Annotated in this window: 17 protein-coding genes; 3 read left to right on the top strand and 14 right to left on the bottom strand. The window is 40.8% G+C overall.

The window, feature by feature from the left end; genetic code table 11:
• Both R0J88_RS12825 and R0J88_RS12830 read left to right on the top strand, forming a co-directional pair.
• On the top strand, positions 1-333 hold the full coding sequence (locus R0J88_RS12825) for a Na+/H+ antiporter subunit G (RefSeq protein WP_006793387.1): 333 nt from the start codon (positions 1-3) through the stop codon (positions 331-333).
• A gap of 188 nt (positions 334-521) precedes the next feature.
• On the top strand, positions 522-737 hold the full coding sequence (locus R0J88_RS12830) for a TIGR02450 family Trp-rich protein (protein WP_410900105.1): 216 nt from the start codon (positions 522-524) through the stop codon (positions 735-737).
• Positions 738-893: 156 nt separating this feature from the next.
• On the opposite strand, the gene R0J88_RS12835 is transcribed toward R0J88_RS12830, so the two are convergent.
• Positions 894-1,136 carry an RNA recognition motif domain-containing protein gene (locus tag R0J88_RS12835; protein WP_006793389.1) on the bottom strand — a complete coding sequence of 81 codons (243 nt, stop codon included), beginning with the start codon at positions 1,134-1,136 and terminating at the stop codon, positions 894-896.
• 220 nt (positions 1,137-1,356) lie between these two features.
• Here R0J88_RS12835 and R0J88_RS12840 point away from each other — a divergent pair, with 220 nt between their 5' ends.
• A complete protein-coding gene (locus R0J88_RS12840; RefSeq protein ID WP_410900106.1) occupies positions 1,357-2,634 on the top strand; it encodes a VCBS domain-containing protein in 1,278 nt (425 codons plus the stop codon).
• 85 nt (positions 2,635-2,719) lie between these two features.
• Here R0J88_RS12840 and lipA read toward each other — a convergent pair whose 3' ends face one another.
• The 13 genes from lipA to leuS all read right to left on the bottom strand — a co-directional run bounded on the left by lipA (position 2,720) and on the right by leuS (position 15,483).
• The gene (lipA, locus tag R0J88_RS12845; RefSeq protein ID WP_004585911.1) at positions 2,720-3,685 is read right to left on the bottom strand and encodes a lipoyl synthase; all 966 of its coding nucleotides are present in this window, start codon (positions 3,683-3,685) and stop codon (positions 2,720-2,722) included.
• Entirely contained in the window at positions 3,682-4,335 is a 654-nt protein-coding gene (lipB, locus tag R0J88_RS12850; protein WP_410900107.1) for a lipoyl(octanoyl) transferase LipB, read from the bottom strand. The genes lipA and lipB overlap by 4 nt, the downstream gene beginning before the upstream one ends.
• Positions 4,336-4,354: 19 nt before the next feature.
• Entirely contained in the window at positions 4,355-4,633 is a 279-nt protein-coding gene (ybeD, locus tag R0J88_RS12855; RefSeq protein WP_006793392.1) for a DUF493 family protein YbeD, read from the bottom strand.
• Positions 4,634-4,802: 169 nt separating this feature from the next.
• Complete coding sequence (locus R0J88_RS12860; RefSeq protein WP_008128128.1) at positions 4,803-5,966, bottom strand: serine hydrolase; 1,164 nt, start codon at positions 5,964-5,966, stop codon at positions 4,803-4,805.
• Between the two features lie 100 nt (positions 5,967-6,066).
• Positions 6,067-6,831, bottom strand: coding sequence for a septal ring lytic transglycosylase RlpA family protein (locus R0J88_RS12865; RefSeq protein WP_410900108.1), 765 nt, complete (start codon positions 6,829-6,831; stop codon positions 6,067-6,069).
• Complete coding sequence (gene rodA / locus R0J88_RS12870; RefSeq protein WP_006793395.1) at positions 6,831-7,937, bottom strand: rod shape-determining protein RodA; 1,107 nt, start codon at positions 7,935-7,937, stop codon at positions 6,831-6,833. The genes R0J88_RS12865 and rodA overlap by 1 nt, the downstream gene beginning before the upstream one ends.
• Complete coding sequence (mrdA, locus tag R0J88_RS12875; RefSeq protein WP_410900109.1) at positions 7,934-9,814, bottom strand: penicillin-binding protein 2; 1,881 nt, start codon at positions 9,812-9,814, stop codon at positions 7,934-7,936. Before mrdA ends, rodA begins: the two co-directional genes overlap by 4 nt.
• Before the next feature lie 9 nt (positions 9,815-9,823).
• On the bottom strand, positions 9,824-10,294 hold the full coding sequence (rlmH, locus tag R0J88_RS12880) for a 23S rRNA (pseudouridine(1915)-N(3))-methyltransferase RlmH (RefSeq protein WP_002958522.1): 471 nt from the start codon (positions 10,292-10,294) through the stop codon (positions 9,824-9,826).
• 37 nt (positions 10,295-10,331) lie between these two features.
• On the bottom strand, positions 10,332-10,649 hold the full coding sequence (gene rsfS, locus R0J88_RS12885) for a ribosome silencing factor (protein ID WP_006793397.1): 318 nt from the start codon (positions 10,647-10,649) through the stop codon (positions 10,332-10,334).
• Positions 10,650-10,704: 55 nt separating this feature from the next.
• Complete coding sequence (gene nadD, locus R0J88_RS12890; protein WP_410900110.1) at positions 10,705-11,340, bottom strand: nicotinate-nucleotide adenylyltransferase; 636 nt, start codon at positions 11,338-11,340, stop codon at positions 10,705-10,707.
• Positions 11,341-11,364: 24 nt separating this feature from the next.
• Positions 11,365-12,402 carry a DNA polymerase III subunit delta gene (gene holA / locus R0J88_RS12895; protein ID WP_410900111.1) on the bottom strand — a complete coding sequence of 346 codons (1,038 nt, stop codon included), beginning with the start codon at positions 12,400-12,402 and terminating at the stop codon, positions 11,365-11,367.
• Entirely contained in the window at positions 12,402-12,893 is a 492-nt protein-coding gene (gene lptE / locus R0J88_RS12900) for an LPS assembly lipoprotein LptE (protein ID WP_006793400.1), read from the bottom strand. The genes holA and lptE overlap by 1 nt, the downstream gene beginning before the upstream one ends.
• A gap of 1 nt (position 12,894) precedes the next feature.
• On the bottom strand, positions 12,895-15,483 hold the full coding sequence (leuS, locus tag R0J88_RS12905; protein ID WP_410900112.1) for a leucine--tRNA ligase: 2,589 nt from the start codon (positions 15,481-15,483) through the stop codon (positions 12,895-12,897).
• Positions 15,484-15,737: the final 254 nt, after the last annotated feature.

Here is a 15,737-nt window from a genome sequence, read left to right on the forward strand (position 1 = left end):
ATGATTAGTGAGTGGGTTGTATCAATTTTATTGTTATTTGGCGGCACGTTTATTTTAATTGGTTCGTTAGGCTTATTAAAACTGCCCGATTTTTTTATGCGTTTACATGGCCCAACAAAGGCCACCACTTTAGGTATGGCAAGTATATTAATTGCCGCGATGGTATTTTTTGCAAACTCTGAAACGGGTTTAAGCGTTAAGGAAATATTGATCACTATATTTCTATTAATTACCGCGCCAATAAGTGGCTATATGTTAATTAAGTCGGCTATTCATCACAAACTTAAGCCAAAAGAGGGTACTAAAGGCCTAGACAATATTGAGGATGATTAAGCTTTATTAATTATTACACTATCTAGGTAGTGCCATAGCATTAAGCGTTCTTAAACCGAATAAAGAAATTTATTCGGTTTTTTGTTACTGGAGAAGTCGTTAACGCCTTTAAGAAGCGTGACTAATTGAGCTTGAGAACATGATTGTGCGTATTAAGCCTTACAAATTGATAAGAAACTTTACATTTTATGAATAACATAAACCCAAAAAAATTACTCAATAGCAAATGGACTGCAACGCCTGCCATTAATAAAGAAAAGCATTTTGTAATTGTGGAGGTAGAGTACGATGAAGATGCTAAAGTGATAGCGTGTGTTACTGAGTCTGTGTTTTCTAAAAACCAATACCCAATTAAATGGCGCGATCTCAAAAACACAGAAAAATGGCGTCAAGGTTGGAAGTAGCTTTAATAAATTAATATAAATTAATGGATTGAACTTTAAACATATAGTTAAAGTAGTTTAAAACCATCAATTTTAGGGAAGATGAGATTGATAAAAAGTAATACCAACAATAAAAAACCAGCATTTAGCTGGTTTAAAAACGTGTTTAGCTAACAGCTATTTTTCATCTGCGTATTTTACGCGAATCTTACTTTTATCAACGGTTAATTGATTAAGTGCTTTAATAGCGCTTTTGCTTTCAATATCGTTTGGCATTTCTACAAAGGCAAATCCTTTAGATTGGCCGGTTTCTTTATCGAGTACTAAGTTACAGGTAGTCACTTTGCCGTGCGCTGAAAACAATGTACGAAGATCTTGCTCTGATGTAGTGCGAGATAAGTTACGAACTAATAATTTCATATTTAACCTAAATAATGGTATCGGTTAGATTATCTCAAGTAACTTGGTTTTAACCTAATTATATTTTTAGCATCGTTACTTCTATTAGTTTAAAACACTTAACTAGCCCTAAAAGCGAATAATGAGTTATTGGTAATAAATAACTAGTTATTAAAATTAATAATTGGTAAGTTATATTTTTAAAAGTTTACTTACCATTAATGTGTTGGGCTGGTTTGTTATGTCGATATTTCGTTTGAGTGTATTAAATATCTATACTGTGTGCTTTTTAAGTTTTTCACTATTGGGCTGTGGGAGTTCAAGTTCGAAAAATGAGTTAGTCAGCACTGAGCTGTCGGTACAATCTGCCGCAATTATCAGTGGGGAAATATCAGCAAATATAGAAAGCAATCGTCAAAGTGCAGTCGTGGGTGAGCTTTCTATAACAGATGAGCAAGCTGGTGAGGCGGTGTTTATTACTCAGACGAGCAGTCAAACACGTTATGGTATATTTAATCTTTCAAGTAATGGTAGTTGGTCTTACACTTTGGACCTCGCTGACACAAACGTTACCGCTTTAGATATAGGGGACACATTACTTGATGAAATAGTCATTAGCTCTGCTGATGGAACTAAAGCGACAATAAGCATTACCGTTGTTGGCGTAGTACAGCCAGGTAATTTTGTAGTAAGCGATGAAATAACCCTAAATGCTGATGGCGTTAATTTAGGGCTCAGCGCTTATACCTTGATAGAAAATGTATTTAGTGAAGGTTCAATTGAATCGCCTGATATGTATAGCGGTAATCACGAAGGTGTTATACATATAGTGGAAGATACAGACGCTATAGTAGGTAATCACTTTGTATTTTTAGCTCATCGCGATGAAGACCAAGATAAAGACAAAGGCCCAAGTGATCGTCAGCGTAACGAAATTAAGTCCTATGATAAATCCCCCCCGGCAACGCTTGCTTTTAAAAATGAAACCGTACAATACAACTGGAAGTTTAAAGTAAGTAGTGAGCTTGAGTTAACGAGTAAATTCAGTCACTTTTTCCAAATAAAAGCCCGTAACGATACCAACGACAATACCAATGGCAACGACGATCAACCTATCATTACGCTCTCTGGTGCTCAAAAAAACAGTACAGGGAACCAGTTACAAGTAAGATATAGCGCAGGTTTTGATGAAAACGGTAACAGTACAGGGCTTGATAAAAACCTTTTAGAAACAGATTGGTCACTTATAACCGATGAGTGGATACAGGTTTTTGTTCAAGCCACATTTAGCGAGGAGGGGCAATTTGAGATGATCCTTACCCGCTTAAGCGACAATGAAGAGCTATTGAATATAAACGAGCAAAATATAGATATGTGGCGAGGCGTAAGCGATGATGACTTTGCACGCCCTAAATGGGGAATTTACCGCTCAATAGTAGAGACCGATAGCCTTCGCGCTGAAGAAGAGCAGGTACGATTTGCTGATTTTGTGATTAAGAAAGGTTCTTTAATAAAGTAATCGACATAATACAAATATAAAATCCACAAAAAAGCCCTTAGCAATTTAATTGCTAAGGGCTTTTTTAATGCGTTTTAAAAAGTAACTATTTTACTTCTTTACCGGCAGCTTGTTGGTCAGCGTGGTAGCTTGAACGAACGAATGGGCCAGAGGCTGCATGTGTAAAGCCAATTTCATCAGCGTACTCTTTCAACGCGTCAAACTCTGCAGGCGGCACGTAACGTTTAACTGGCAAGTGATGCTTAGAAGGTTGTAAATATTGCCCAACGGTTAGCATATCAACGTTATGAGCACGTAGATCACGAAGTACTTCTTCTATTTCGCTAATCTCTTCACCTAAACCAACCATTAAGCCAGATTTAGTTTTTACTTCTGGGTGTGCTTCTTTAAAACGACGAAGTAATTCTAACGACCATTTGTAATCGGCACCTGGGCGCGCAAGCTTGTACAAACGCGGTGCTGTTTCTAAGTTATGGTTGAACACATCAGGTGGCGTTTCAATTAAAATCTCTAGTGCGCGGTCCATACGACCACGGAAATCGGGTACTAAAATTTCGATGGTAATGGTTGGGTTGTGCTTACGAATTTCACGGATACAATCGGCAAAGTGCTGTGCGCCGCCATCACGAAGATCATCACGGTCAACCGAAGTAATTACAACGTAGCTAAGCTTCATGTCTTTAATAGTTAGTGCAAGCTTTTCAGGCTCTGCTGCATCAGGTTTTAATGGGCGACCATGAGCAACATCACAAAATGGGCAACGACGCGTACAAATAGCACCTAAAATCATAAAGGTTGCTGTACCGTGGTTAAAACACTCTGATAGGTTTGGGCAAGATGCCTCTTCACATACTGAGTGTAAGCCGTGCTTACGCATGGCTTGTTTAATACCGTCAATACGCTCTGTTGACTTTGGTAAGCGAATTTTAAGCCACTCTGGCTTACGCAACATTTCAGTTTTTTCTGTTGGCAAAACTTTAACGGGGATCAACGCCATTTTTTCTGCGTCGCGTAGTTTTACACCTGGTTCCATTTTGACTGGTTTATTCATTCGTTTTCAAACCCTTCAGTATGCTTAACCTGTGCTGCATTAAGCTTTTTAATCATGTGTTTTACGAGTCCTTCACCTGCGCTTTGTAGGTTTTGAGGACCCTCTAATTCTTTTGTTTGCACCATATTCATACCGGCATAACCACACGGGTTAATGCGTAAAAATGGACTTAGGTCCATGTTAACATTTAATGCTAAGCCATGAAATGAGCAGCCGCGGCGAACTCTTAAACCTAATGATGCAATTTTGCTGTCGTTAACGTAAACACCAGGGGCGTCGGCTTTAGCGTATGCTTCAATATTGTATTCAGCAAGCGACTCTATAATGCACTCTTCGAGCCAAGTAACAAGTTCACGCACACCTATCTTTAAACGACGTAGGTTAAATAATACGTACATCATTTGTTGGCCAGGGCCGTGGTAGGTAACTTGGCCACCGCGATCAACTTTAATTACTTCAATGTCGCCAGGGGCAAGTAAATGCTCGTCTTTTCCTGCTTGGCCTTGAGTAAATACACTTTCGTGCTCTACAAGCCAAATTTCATCGGGGGTGTTTTCATCACGTGCATCGGTAAAGTCTTGCATTTTTTGCCAAATAGGCATGTAACGCTGGCGACCTAATTGGCGTACGATTAAAGTGTTTTCGCTCACATCAAATCTCAACTATGGCTTAAAGCATATGGCGTACGTCATCGATATTACTGATCACGTTGTAAATTTCTTCAATGTGTTTACCACTTGTAACCGTAGCTACTAGCGTAACAGACTCATAATTACCTTTACTGCTTGGTTTTACTTTTGGTGCGTAGTCGCCCGGAGCAATAGGTTGTAATTTTGCTAATATTTGATCTGTTAAATTAACGTTGGCTAAACCCATAATTTTAAATGTAAATGGGCAAGGGTACTCTAGGTACTCATCAAATTTAGTATTTTTAACTGGTTGAACCACGTTAGTGACTCCTCATACAAAAGTGTGAACTCTATGTAAAGCACGAAGCTTAATACAGATAGGCGTTTAGCAGTGATGCATATATGGGGCGCATTCTAGCATTTTTCAAGCAAAAAAAAACGCCCCACAATGGAGGCGCTTAAATTATATATACTTAGTTATTTACAAGTTATTGCATGATCTGTAAACGTAAGTAGTCATAAATTTTACTAAAGAAGCTGCCTTCTTCCACTTCTTCAAGTGTCACTAGTGGGTATTGCGCAATGTCTTCCCCTTCTAGTTGCAAGAATAAAGTGCCTACTTTAGTGCCTTTAGCTAATGGCGCTTCAAGGGTGTTGTCTAGCTCAAAGTTAGCTTTTAGGTTTTTATGCTGACCACGTGGAATAGTGATAGGTGTGTCTTCTAAAATACCTAACGATACATTTTCTTTGTTACCCATCCAAATGCGCTGCTCTGCAAAGCTGTCGCCCGCTTTGTAAGGTGTAATTGTTTCAAAAAAGCGAAAGCCGTAGTTAAGTAGTTTTTTGCTTTCTACTTTACGTGCACGCTCGCTTGAGGTGCCCATAACAACAGCAATTAAACGCATACCATTTTTAGTGGCTGATGTAACTAAGCTGTAGCCAGCTTCAGATGTGTGGCCTGTTTTTATACCATCTACGTCTAGGCTCTCATCCCATAATAGTGAGTTACGGTTGTATTGCTTAATACCATTGTAGGTGTATGATTTTTCTTTATAAATAGCATACTCTTCAGGTACATCTCTGATAAGTGCGGCGCTTAGCGTGGCCATATCACGTGGTGTAGTATAGTGCTCATCAGTATCAAGGCCATGGCTATTAATAAAGTGGCTGTTAGTCATACCTAATTTAGCAGCGTGAGCATTCATTAAGTCGGCAAAAGCACTTTCACTGCCTGCTATGTGCTCAGACATAGCAACACAGGCGTCATTCCCTGATTGAATAATAATGCCATGATTGAGCTCATCAACACTAATTTGCTTACCCACTTCGATAAACATTTTTGAAGACTCTGGGAAGTTTTTTGCCCATGCTTTTTCGCTAATTGTAACCATGTCGGTAGGGGCTATGTTACCAACTTTAATTTCTGTACCAATTACATAACTGGTCATCATTTTAGTTAAGCTTGCTGGCGCAAGTTTAGTATCGGCTTCGCCTTCAGCAATAACCTTACCTGTTGTAAAGTCTACTAAAAAATAACCCTTTGCATTAACTTGAGGTGGTGCCGGAATAATTTGGGCGCTGGCTGAAAATACGGCGGCTGAACAAACTAAGCCACATACACCTTTGAGGATTTTATGTTTAATTGATTTCATCATACTCATTAATGGTTAAAGTTAAAAATTCGCGTTACGCCATTCTATACCCAAACACCCCCGAGATGCGAGTGTGGTTAGGCTGGTTTGGGTATTTGTCTTACTGAGTGTAAAGCAAGAACGCGTTTTGAAATTGATTTTGTTTTAATTTTTTTAATACTTTTTCTGCATGTTGGGCGTTTTGTATTGGCCCCAAATGCAATCTGTAAATAGTGTCTTTTTTTACAATGTTTGTTGGTAATTTATATTGTTGGCGTAAGCGTTGTGCAAGGGCTTCAATATTTGCCAATGTACTGCCTGCAGCTACTTGAATATACGTTTTATTAGCAGCAGAATTCGAAAGCGTAACCGCTTCAAGCTTAACCTTTGCTGTACCGTGTGTGTAGTAGCCTAGCTTGTATGCAGCCGCATATGACAGGTCAATAATTCTGTCATCATGAAAAGGCCCACGGTCGTTTACGCGTACAATTACTGACTTGCCATTTTGCGTGTTTGTAACGCGAACAAAACTAGGTAAAGGTAATGTTTTATGCGCCGCGGTCATGGCAAACATATCGTATATTTCACCATTTGAAGTGTGGTAACCGTGAAACTTTCTGCCGTACCACGATGCAATGCCTTCTTCTTTGTAACCCGTTTCGTCAAGCATTGGGGTGTAACGTTTACCTAGCACCTCGTAGGGGCGAGAAGCACTAGCACTTTTTTGCACCTCAGTAACAATAGCATCCTGCATTTCAAGCGTTGTGGGTGCTCTAAGAGGGGCTGAATCATGGCGCATATGGTAACGCCCACTCGAACCACTACTACAGGCACTGACAGTGATAGCGATTAAGATGATTATTAGAGTCTGAGCGTAACGTTGCATTATTTTAAAAGCATCCTTTTGTCTGTCGCAATCGACATAATAATACCAAAGCCGGCCATTAGCGTAATCATCGATGTGCCACCATAACTTATCAGGGGTAAGGGCACACCAACAACAGGAAGTAGTCCTGATACCATGCCAATATTTACAAATATATAAACAAAAAAAGTTAAAGTCAGTGCGCCAGCTAACAGCTTTCCAAAAGCGTCTTGTGCATTTACTGCAATATATAAGCTGCGGCCAATTATAAACAAGTACAAGCTAAGTAAAACGCAGACACCAAATAAGCCAAACTCCTCACTTAATACCGAAAAAATAAAATCGGTATGCCGTTCAGGTAAAAACTCAAGTTGTGACTGTGTACCTTGCAACCAGCCTTTACCTTCGACACCGCCAGAACCAATGGCTATTTTAGATTGAATAATATGATAACCCGAGCCAAGAGGGTCGCTCTCCGGATCTAAAAATGTTAGTACGCGTTGTCGTTGATAAGCATGCATGCCGTATTGCCAAAATGGCCATGCAGCTAATGCAACTGCTGCACTTAAAAAGCTAATTAATCGCCAGCTCAACCCTGATAAAAAAAGTACAAATATGCCAGAGCTTGCAATCAGTATTGATGTTCCTAAGTCTGGTTGCTCTTTAATTAATAATGTAGGCAGCATTACAATCGCAAAGCCGAAAATTAAGTGTAGTGGTCGTGGTGGTAAATGTTTACGGCCAATATACCAAGCCACCATCATGGGTACTGCAAGCTTCATTAATTCTGAGGGCTGAAAACGAGTTAACCCTAAATCAAGCCAACGTTGCGCGCCTTTAGAGCTCACACCAAATAACAACACACCAACCAGCATTAATAACCCAACGCAGTACATCGGTATAGTGAGTCTTTTCAGTGTCGCGGGAGGAATTTGTGCAAGTACCACCATGGCAATGATGGCCACACCCATCCGCGTCATGTGTCTTATCATCATCGCTGACTCTTGGCCACTTGCGCTGTACACAACCGTAATGCTTCCAGCCATCATAAGTAAAATGGCAATAAGTAAAGGCAAATCTAAATGCATGCGCATCCAAATAGAGCGCTTGTCATGCAGGGCGGTCATAGGGTGTTATTCCTTGCCAGTTCAACAGGGTTAGCTGCAAAGTAATAATCCATTAACTGTCTGGCAATAGGTGCGCCAACCGTGCTGCCACCACCATTATTTTCAACAACAATAGACACAACTATTTGAGGATTATTGTAAGGGGCAAACCCCACATAAATAGCATTATCGCGTTGTCGCTCTTTAAGTGATTCTGCATCGTACTTTTCACCTTGTGCAATGCTCACAACTTGTGCCGTGCCCGTTTTACCTGCAGGGTCGTAGTTTACGCCCTTAAACGCCTTGTGGGCGGTGCCTGTGACTTTAGTTACGGTATTATGCATAGCATCTATGGCTATACGCCAATTGTCAGGATTGTTCAGTACTACAGGTGGCTTTTCTTCATTATTTATTTGCGTCACATCGTCCTCTTTTTTAGCCACTTGCGCTAAGTGAGGAGGGTGGTTAACCCCTTTGTTAACAAGTATGTTAGTTGCATTAGCAATTTGAATCGGTGTTGCGGTCCAATACCCTTGGCCAATGCCTACAGAAATTGTATCGCCAGGCCACCAAGACTCTTTAAATCTGTTTTCTTTCCATTCTTTTGAAGGCAATATCGCGGTAGTTTCTTCGTGTATATCTATACCCGATAGGTCGCCAAAACCAAAATGCGCCATAAAATTACTAATTTTTGTAATGCCTAATCGGTACGCGGTATCGTAAAAGTACGTATCGCACGACTCTTCAATGGCTTTGTATACATCCACATGGCCATGCCCCCAACGTTTCCAGTCACGCCATTTGTGCTCTACGTTTCGTATTTCAAAAAAGCCCGGATCCCACATGGTTGTCCCTTCCGTCACCATGTTTTCTTCAAGTGCTAAAATAGCCATATGCGGTTTAATGGTGGATGCTGGTGCGTATCGGCCTTGGGTAGCTCTATTAATGAGTGGGCGATCTGGGTTAAGAAGTGCCTTATAATTTTTACTGCTAATACCGTGTACAAATAAATTGGGGTCGTAGCTTGGGTTCGAATATAGCGCAAGTATTCCGCCATCTTTTGCATCCATTACGACAACCGCACCGCGCATGTCTTTGAGTGCATGTTGGGCTATTTGTTGCAGGCCGATATCGAGCGTTAACACTAAATCACTACCTGGCTGTGGGGGAAGCATACTCAGGGTGCGGATAACACGACCACGGTTATTAACTTCTACACGTTGCGAACCGACTTGACCATGTAAAAGTTGCTCGTAGTATTTTTCAATACCGAGTTTGCCAATATCGTGGGTTGCACGATAGTTTGTGGCTTGGCCTTCTTGTTCGATCTTGTTCAGCTCTTTTCGGTTTAGCTTTGCAACATAACCTAGGGCATGAGTAAGCGTGTCTCCGAATGGGTAATAACGTGCTAAACGGGCCTCGATACTAAACCCGGGGAATTTATGCTGGTTAACCGAAAATGTAGCAACATCGGCTTCATCAAGGCGCGCTTTAAGTACTTGCGATTTAAAACGGCGCGTGTTTTTTATATCTTTTAAAAAATCTTGTTTTTCTTGTTCTGTAATCGTGATTAGTTGGCTTACTTGTTCAAGTGATTTTTCAAGGTTATCAACCTCCTCGGGGATCACCTCGAGATTATAAACGGGTTTGTTCTCAGCAAGCAGTACACCGTTTCGGTCGTAAATTAAACCGCGATTAGGTGCAATAGGAATAACTTTAATACGGTTGTCGTTGGAGCGGGTTTGATAATCTTGGTGGTCTTTTACTTGAATATTGTAAAGATTAGTAATTAAAACAGCTACTAACCCTAATACAAAAACAAAACCCACAAATGCACGCCGTGCAAACAAATTTGCTTCTGCGGAGTGATCGCGAATAGTGGGTCTTTGTTTTAGCATAGCAAGGCGTTACTCGCGATGATACGGATGATTGTTATTTAAGCTCCAGCCTCTATATAGGCTTTCTGCAACAATAATTCGCACCAAAGGGTGTGGTAGTGTTAGGTTCGATAACGACCACTTTTGCTCCGATGCAGCAATGCATTCTGGAGCAAGTCCTTCAGGGCCGCCAATAAGTAAACTTACATCGCGGCCATCGAGTTGCCATTTTTCCATGTTTTTAGCAAGTTGGTGAGTATCTAGCGCTTTGCCAGTGACTTCTAGCGTAACGATACGATTGCCTTTAGGAATAGCGGCTAATGTTTTTTCGCCTTCAATATGTAAAATACGCTTTATATCGGCATTTTTGCCACGTTTACCGGCGGGTATTTCAATTAGCTCTAAAGCCATATCCTTGGGAAAACGGCGCTGGTATTCAGCAAATCCCGTTTCTACCCATGCTGGCATTTTTGTACCAACAGCAATCATTTGTATTTTCACGAATAACTTCCAAGCGTTGCTTTTAACAAGTCGGTGGTTAGCCCCACAGTTTTTCTAGATCGTAATAGCTACGTGCTTCAGTTTGCATCACGTGTACAACCACATCGCCTAAATCAACCAGAGCCCATTCGCCGTCATTTTCGCCTTCATAGCCTAATGGCTCTGAATCTGCATGACGTGCTTCTTTTGCTAAGTGGTCGGCGATTGATTGAACGTGGCGTTTAGACGTGCCAGTACAAATTACCATGTAATCGGTAATGTCTGATTTATCAGTTACGTCTATGTCAACGATGTCACGCGCTTTCATATCGTCAATTTTATCCATTGCAAAGGCGAGTAGTTGTTTTGAATCCAAGGTTTTGTCTCAATTTAAAAATTTAATGGCGCGTATTTTAACACGCTAGGCATTTTTAAGCATCAATTTGATATAGCTGATGCATTTGTATGTAATGACTCACGGCATCGGGTAATAGTTCATTCTTTTTGTTACTTTTTTTAAGATCATCACGAATAGAACTAGAAGCTGCATCAAGCATTTTACCCGGTAAAAAGTAAAGTTTACCACCTAAGTGCTCTGTAATAAGAGCGGGGTCATCCACGAGGGCATGTTGCATGTAGTGCTTAAGCTCGCCTGCTACCTGACAACTCTGCGCTGGTCGTTGATATACCACAATATGGCAAAGCTCAGTAATTGTTTGCCATTCAAACCACTTATCAAGTGAATTAAATGAATCCATTCCAATCAAAAATAATATAGGTGTACTTGGGTACTCTTTACGTAGTTCTTGCAGGCTAAGTAATGAGTATGATGGGCCTGAACGATCTAGCTCTCTTAAATCGAGTGCAAAATGAGGGTACGGTTTAATCGCCGCATTGAGCATATTAACACGATGTTCTGTGCTTATACCTGGTGCCGCTTTGTGGGCAGGTAGTGCGCAGGGCATAAAATACAATGTGCTTAAATTAAATGCGCTTACACATTGCTGAGCCATATTAATATGGCCTAGATGAACGGGGTCGAAGGTGCCACCAAAAATAGCAATCATTTTTTTGTCCAACAGGTTAAGCAACTAATTAAGGCTGTGACACGGCATAGGAATATCGAGCGGTTGACAAAACTTAATACAAATATGTGCAAGTGCCTGATAAGGAGCAATTAAGTTGCCTTGTTTATAGCTTGCATCAAATAAAGCAATGTCACTATTAATTTGCTCAAGTACAGTAATATTTAGGCGATTAACGGCATTTTGCACCGGCCCTTGCTGATTTTTCCAAATGGCATTTTGTTTAAATAAGCTGGCGATTGGCTCACCATTTAACAATCCCAATTGCACATTCATCAAGGTGTTGAGCTCTTTTGTAATCGCCCACAATATACTCACAACTTCAGTGTTGTCACTGGCTAGTTTGTTCAAAACTTTAATGGCTTGCTTGGCATGACCATTTAATAAGGCATCGCTTAAATCAAAAATATCAAATTTGGCTTGATTTAATAGCCCTTGCATAACCAATTGCTGGGTAATAAGTGCGTTGCCATGCAGTAAGGAGAGCTTTTCAAGTTCCTGAAAACACGCTAGAAGGTTACCTTCTGTAGCATTGATAAGGCTTAATTTGGCATCATTTTGCATGTTAAGAGCCAAGCGTTGACATTGCTCATCAAGCCATCGTTTTACGTGCGAGCCAGTCAGTGGGTAACAAGGTACAAATACACCTTGTTTGTCGAGCGCTTTAAACCAGGCACCGCGTTGAACTTCTTGGCTCGCTTTTGCACCTTTAATAATTAATATCGTGTCGGGGTTAACAAGCTCAACGACACGCTTAAAGGTATTACTACCAATTACACCGGGCTTTTGCTGGTTTAGATCAAATTCAATAATAGTGCGTGCACTAAATAACGACATGCTTAGATATTGCGCTATTATTTCTTGCCAATCAAATCCTTGCATTAAAGTAAATTTAATTACTTCATCAAAGCCTTGTGCTTTGGCGGTATCGCGTATTAGCTGAACACACTGTGCTTCTTGAAAAGGCTCTTCACCAAAAACTAGGTAAAAAGGTTTTAAGCCTTTGTTTAACTCGTTAGGTAATTGATTAGCGTAACAGCGCATTACAGTTGCGACAGCTCTCTAACAATACGGCGACTTGCTTGCTTACGAATTTCGTTAATTAGCAGCTCTAGCTCTTTGGCTTTGGCAAGTGCGTTATCGGGGTCGTCTTGATAATTTCTATAAAGCTCAAAGCGTTTTTCTATAGCATCTTTATTGGGGTGTTTTAGAACATATGAAACGCCATAGGCAAGTTCATATTCAGCAACCTGGCCATTTTTAAATAACGACAACGTTTGGCGTTCTATGGTTTCTTTACGTAAATACAGCTGCGCTACGTTTTTAGATGAAGAGGTAAGTTCAACTTCACTTGCTAACAGCTCTTTTTGTAGCTGTTCAAATAAAGCTGATTTTTCGTCATCACCAATAAGCGTAATGAGTTTTAGATTATCAGGCAGGCTTGACGCTTGCTTTAAGTGAAACCCACAACTAGATAACAAAAAACAGACTAGCGCTAAGGCTAGCCCGTTTTTAATGGCCTTAAATACAGCCATATTAGTTAGCAACCACGTTGAGTAGTTTACCTGGCACGTAAATGATCTTACTAATGGTCTTACCATCAGTAAACTTAGTTACGTTTGCTTCTGCAAAGGCAAGTGTTTCTACTTGTTCTTGTGTTGCATCTGCTGCCACAGTTAGCTTAGCGCGAAGTTTACCGTTTACTTGAACGATGATGAGCTTTTCATCTTCAACCAAGGCTGATTCGTCAACTATTGGCCATGCTGCATCTAAAATATCACCGTCTTTACCTAGTTCTTCCCACAACTCATGAGATAAATGCGGCGTAATAGGGGCAAGCATAATGATTAACGCTTCAAGTGCCTCGTTTGCAATGGCAATGTCTTGTGCATCATTAAGTGGCGCTTTAATTAACTTATTAGACAGCTCCATGATGGCAGCAATTGCCGTGTTAAACGTTTGACGGCGTTCAACATCATCGCTTACCTTTGCAATGGCTTTGTGTAATTCGCGACGAAGTACTTTTTGTGGGTTAGTAAGCGCAGACTTTTCAAGTGCTTGGTAACCTGCTGCTTTCACGTCTACTGCGTATTTCCATACACGTTTTAAGAATCTGTGTGCGCCTTCAACGCCAGAGTCTGACCATTCAAGTGTTTGTTCTGGTGGTGCAGTAAACATCATGAATAAACGCACTGTATCAGCACCGTATTGGGCAATTACTTGTTGTGGGTCTATACCGTTATTTTTAGACTTAGACATTTTGCTCATGCCTGAAGAAAATACTGGTTCGCCATCTTCCTTGTGCCATGCTTTAGTAACTCGACCTTTTTCGTCAGTTTCTGTTTCAACATCACTTGGTGAAATCCAAATATCACCACCTTTCTCATCTTTACGATAGAACGTTTCAGCCAATACCATGCCTTGACATAGTAAGCGGTCAAATGGCTCGTCTGAATTTACTAAACCAAAGTCGCGCAATAGTTTATGGAAAAAGCGTGAGTACAATAAGTGTAAAATTGCGTGTTCAATACCACCTATGTATTGGTTTACAGGTAACCAATAGTTAGCGGCTGCTGGGTCTAACATGCCTTCGTCGTAACGTGGGCTACAGTAACGTGCGTAATACCAAGACGATTCCATAAAAGTATCGAAGGTGTCAGTTTCGTGAGTAGCAGGTACGCCGTTTACTGTGGTTTTAGCCCACTCAGGGTCTGCTTTTATTGGTGATGTTACACCATTCATTACCACGTCTTCTGGTAAGCGAACGGGTAACATATCTTCTGTTGCAGCAAGCTCGTTGCCGTTTTCGTCGCTCAGCATTGGAATTGGAGAGCCCCAATAACGTTGGCGGCTAACACCCCAGTCACGTAAACGGAAGTTTACTTTACGCTCACCCACGCCTAGTGCTTCTAGTTTGTCGGCAATCGCATTAAACGCTGCTGAAAAGTCTAATCCGTCAAATTCGCCAGAGTTTACTAATACACCTTTTTCGGTGAATGCTTCTTGCTCTAGGTTTACTTCAAGGTCTGAGCCTTCAGCTGGCGCAATAACTTGTTTAATATCTAGGCCGTATGCATTTGCAAACTCAAAGTCACGTTGGTCGTGGGCAGGTACTGCCATTACCGCGCCTGAGCCGTAATGCATAAGCACAAAGTTAGCCACCCAAATAGGCACTTGCTCGCCTGTTAATGGGTGAGTTGCGTAAAAGCCTGTTGCAATGCCTTTTTTCTCCATTGTTGCCATATCTGCTTCGGCTACTTTGGTGTTTTTGCATTCTTCAACAAACATTGCAATCGCATCGCTGTTTTTAGCTGCTTCTTGGGCAATAGGGTGGCCACCGGCAACGGCGAGATAAGTTACACCCATAAAAGTATCTGGGCGAGTGGTGTATACGCTAAACTTTTCGTTGTTATCAGTACGCGTAAATTCAATGTCTAAACCTTCAGAGCGGCCAATCCAATTGCGCTGCATGGTTTTAACTTGCTCAGGCCAGTCTTCTAATTTGTCTAAATCGTCTAAAAGCTCTTGTGCGTAGTCGGTAATCTTAATAAACCACTGTGGAATTTCTTTTTGCTCAACCACAGCGCCAGAGCGCCAACCGCGACCGTCAATAACTTGTTCGTTAGCCAGTACAGTTTGATCAACCGGATCCCAGTTTACGGTCGACATTTTTTTGTACACTAAGCCTTTTTCGTAAAGCTTAGTAAAAAACCACTGCTCCCACTTATAGTACTCTGGGTGACACGTTGCAATTTCACGATCCCAATCGTAACCAAAACCTAATTGCTTAAGTTGGTTACGCATGTAATCAATGTTTTCGTAAGTCCACTTTGCAGGCGCTGTTTTATTTTTAATAGCGGCGTTTTCTGCTGGTAAACCAAACGCATCCCAACCCATAGGTTGCATTACGTTTTTGCCTTGCAGGCGCTGGAAACGAGAAACAACATCACCAATGGTGTAGTTACGCACATGACCCATATGCAGTCGACCACTCGGGTAAGGGAACATAGAAAGACAGTAATATTTTTCTTTGCTCTCATCTTCAGTGACTTTAAATACTTGGTTTTCTTCCCAGTAGCTTTGTACTTTTGACTCTATATCTTGCGGGTTATATTGCTCTTGCATCTACGATTCCAGACTTCTTGCAAACTAATAAAAAATTGCCGATAGGATAACCCAAATAAAGCACTATTCACAGCGTCAAAAACACCGTTTTGCTAAATTGTAACTTTCATGTCAGGTTAACCTATACTTATCTATGTTAAACGTCAGGCGTGTTGACCTGTGTAGATTGAAATTTGCTCAGTTTAGGGTTTTCTAATCACATTATAAAATGTCACTTAGTGGCCTGAGCAAAGATTCATAAATATTGCGTCAAC

It is taken from the genome of Pseudoalteromonas sp. SIMBA_162 (assembly GCF_046535955.1).
Lineage (GTDB): Bacteria > Pseudomonadota > Gammaproteobacteria > Enterobacterales > Alteromonadaceae > Pseudoalteromonas > Pseudoalteromonas marina.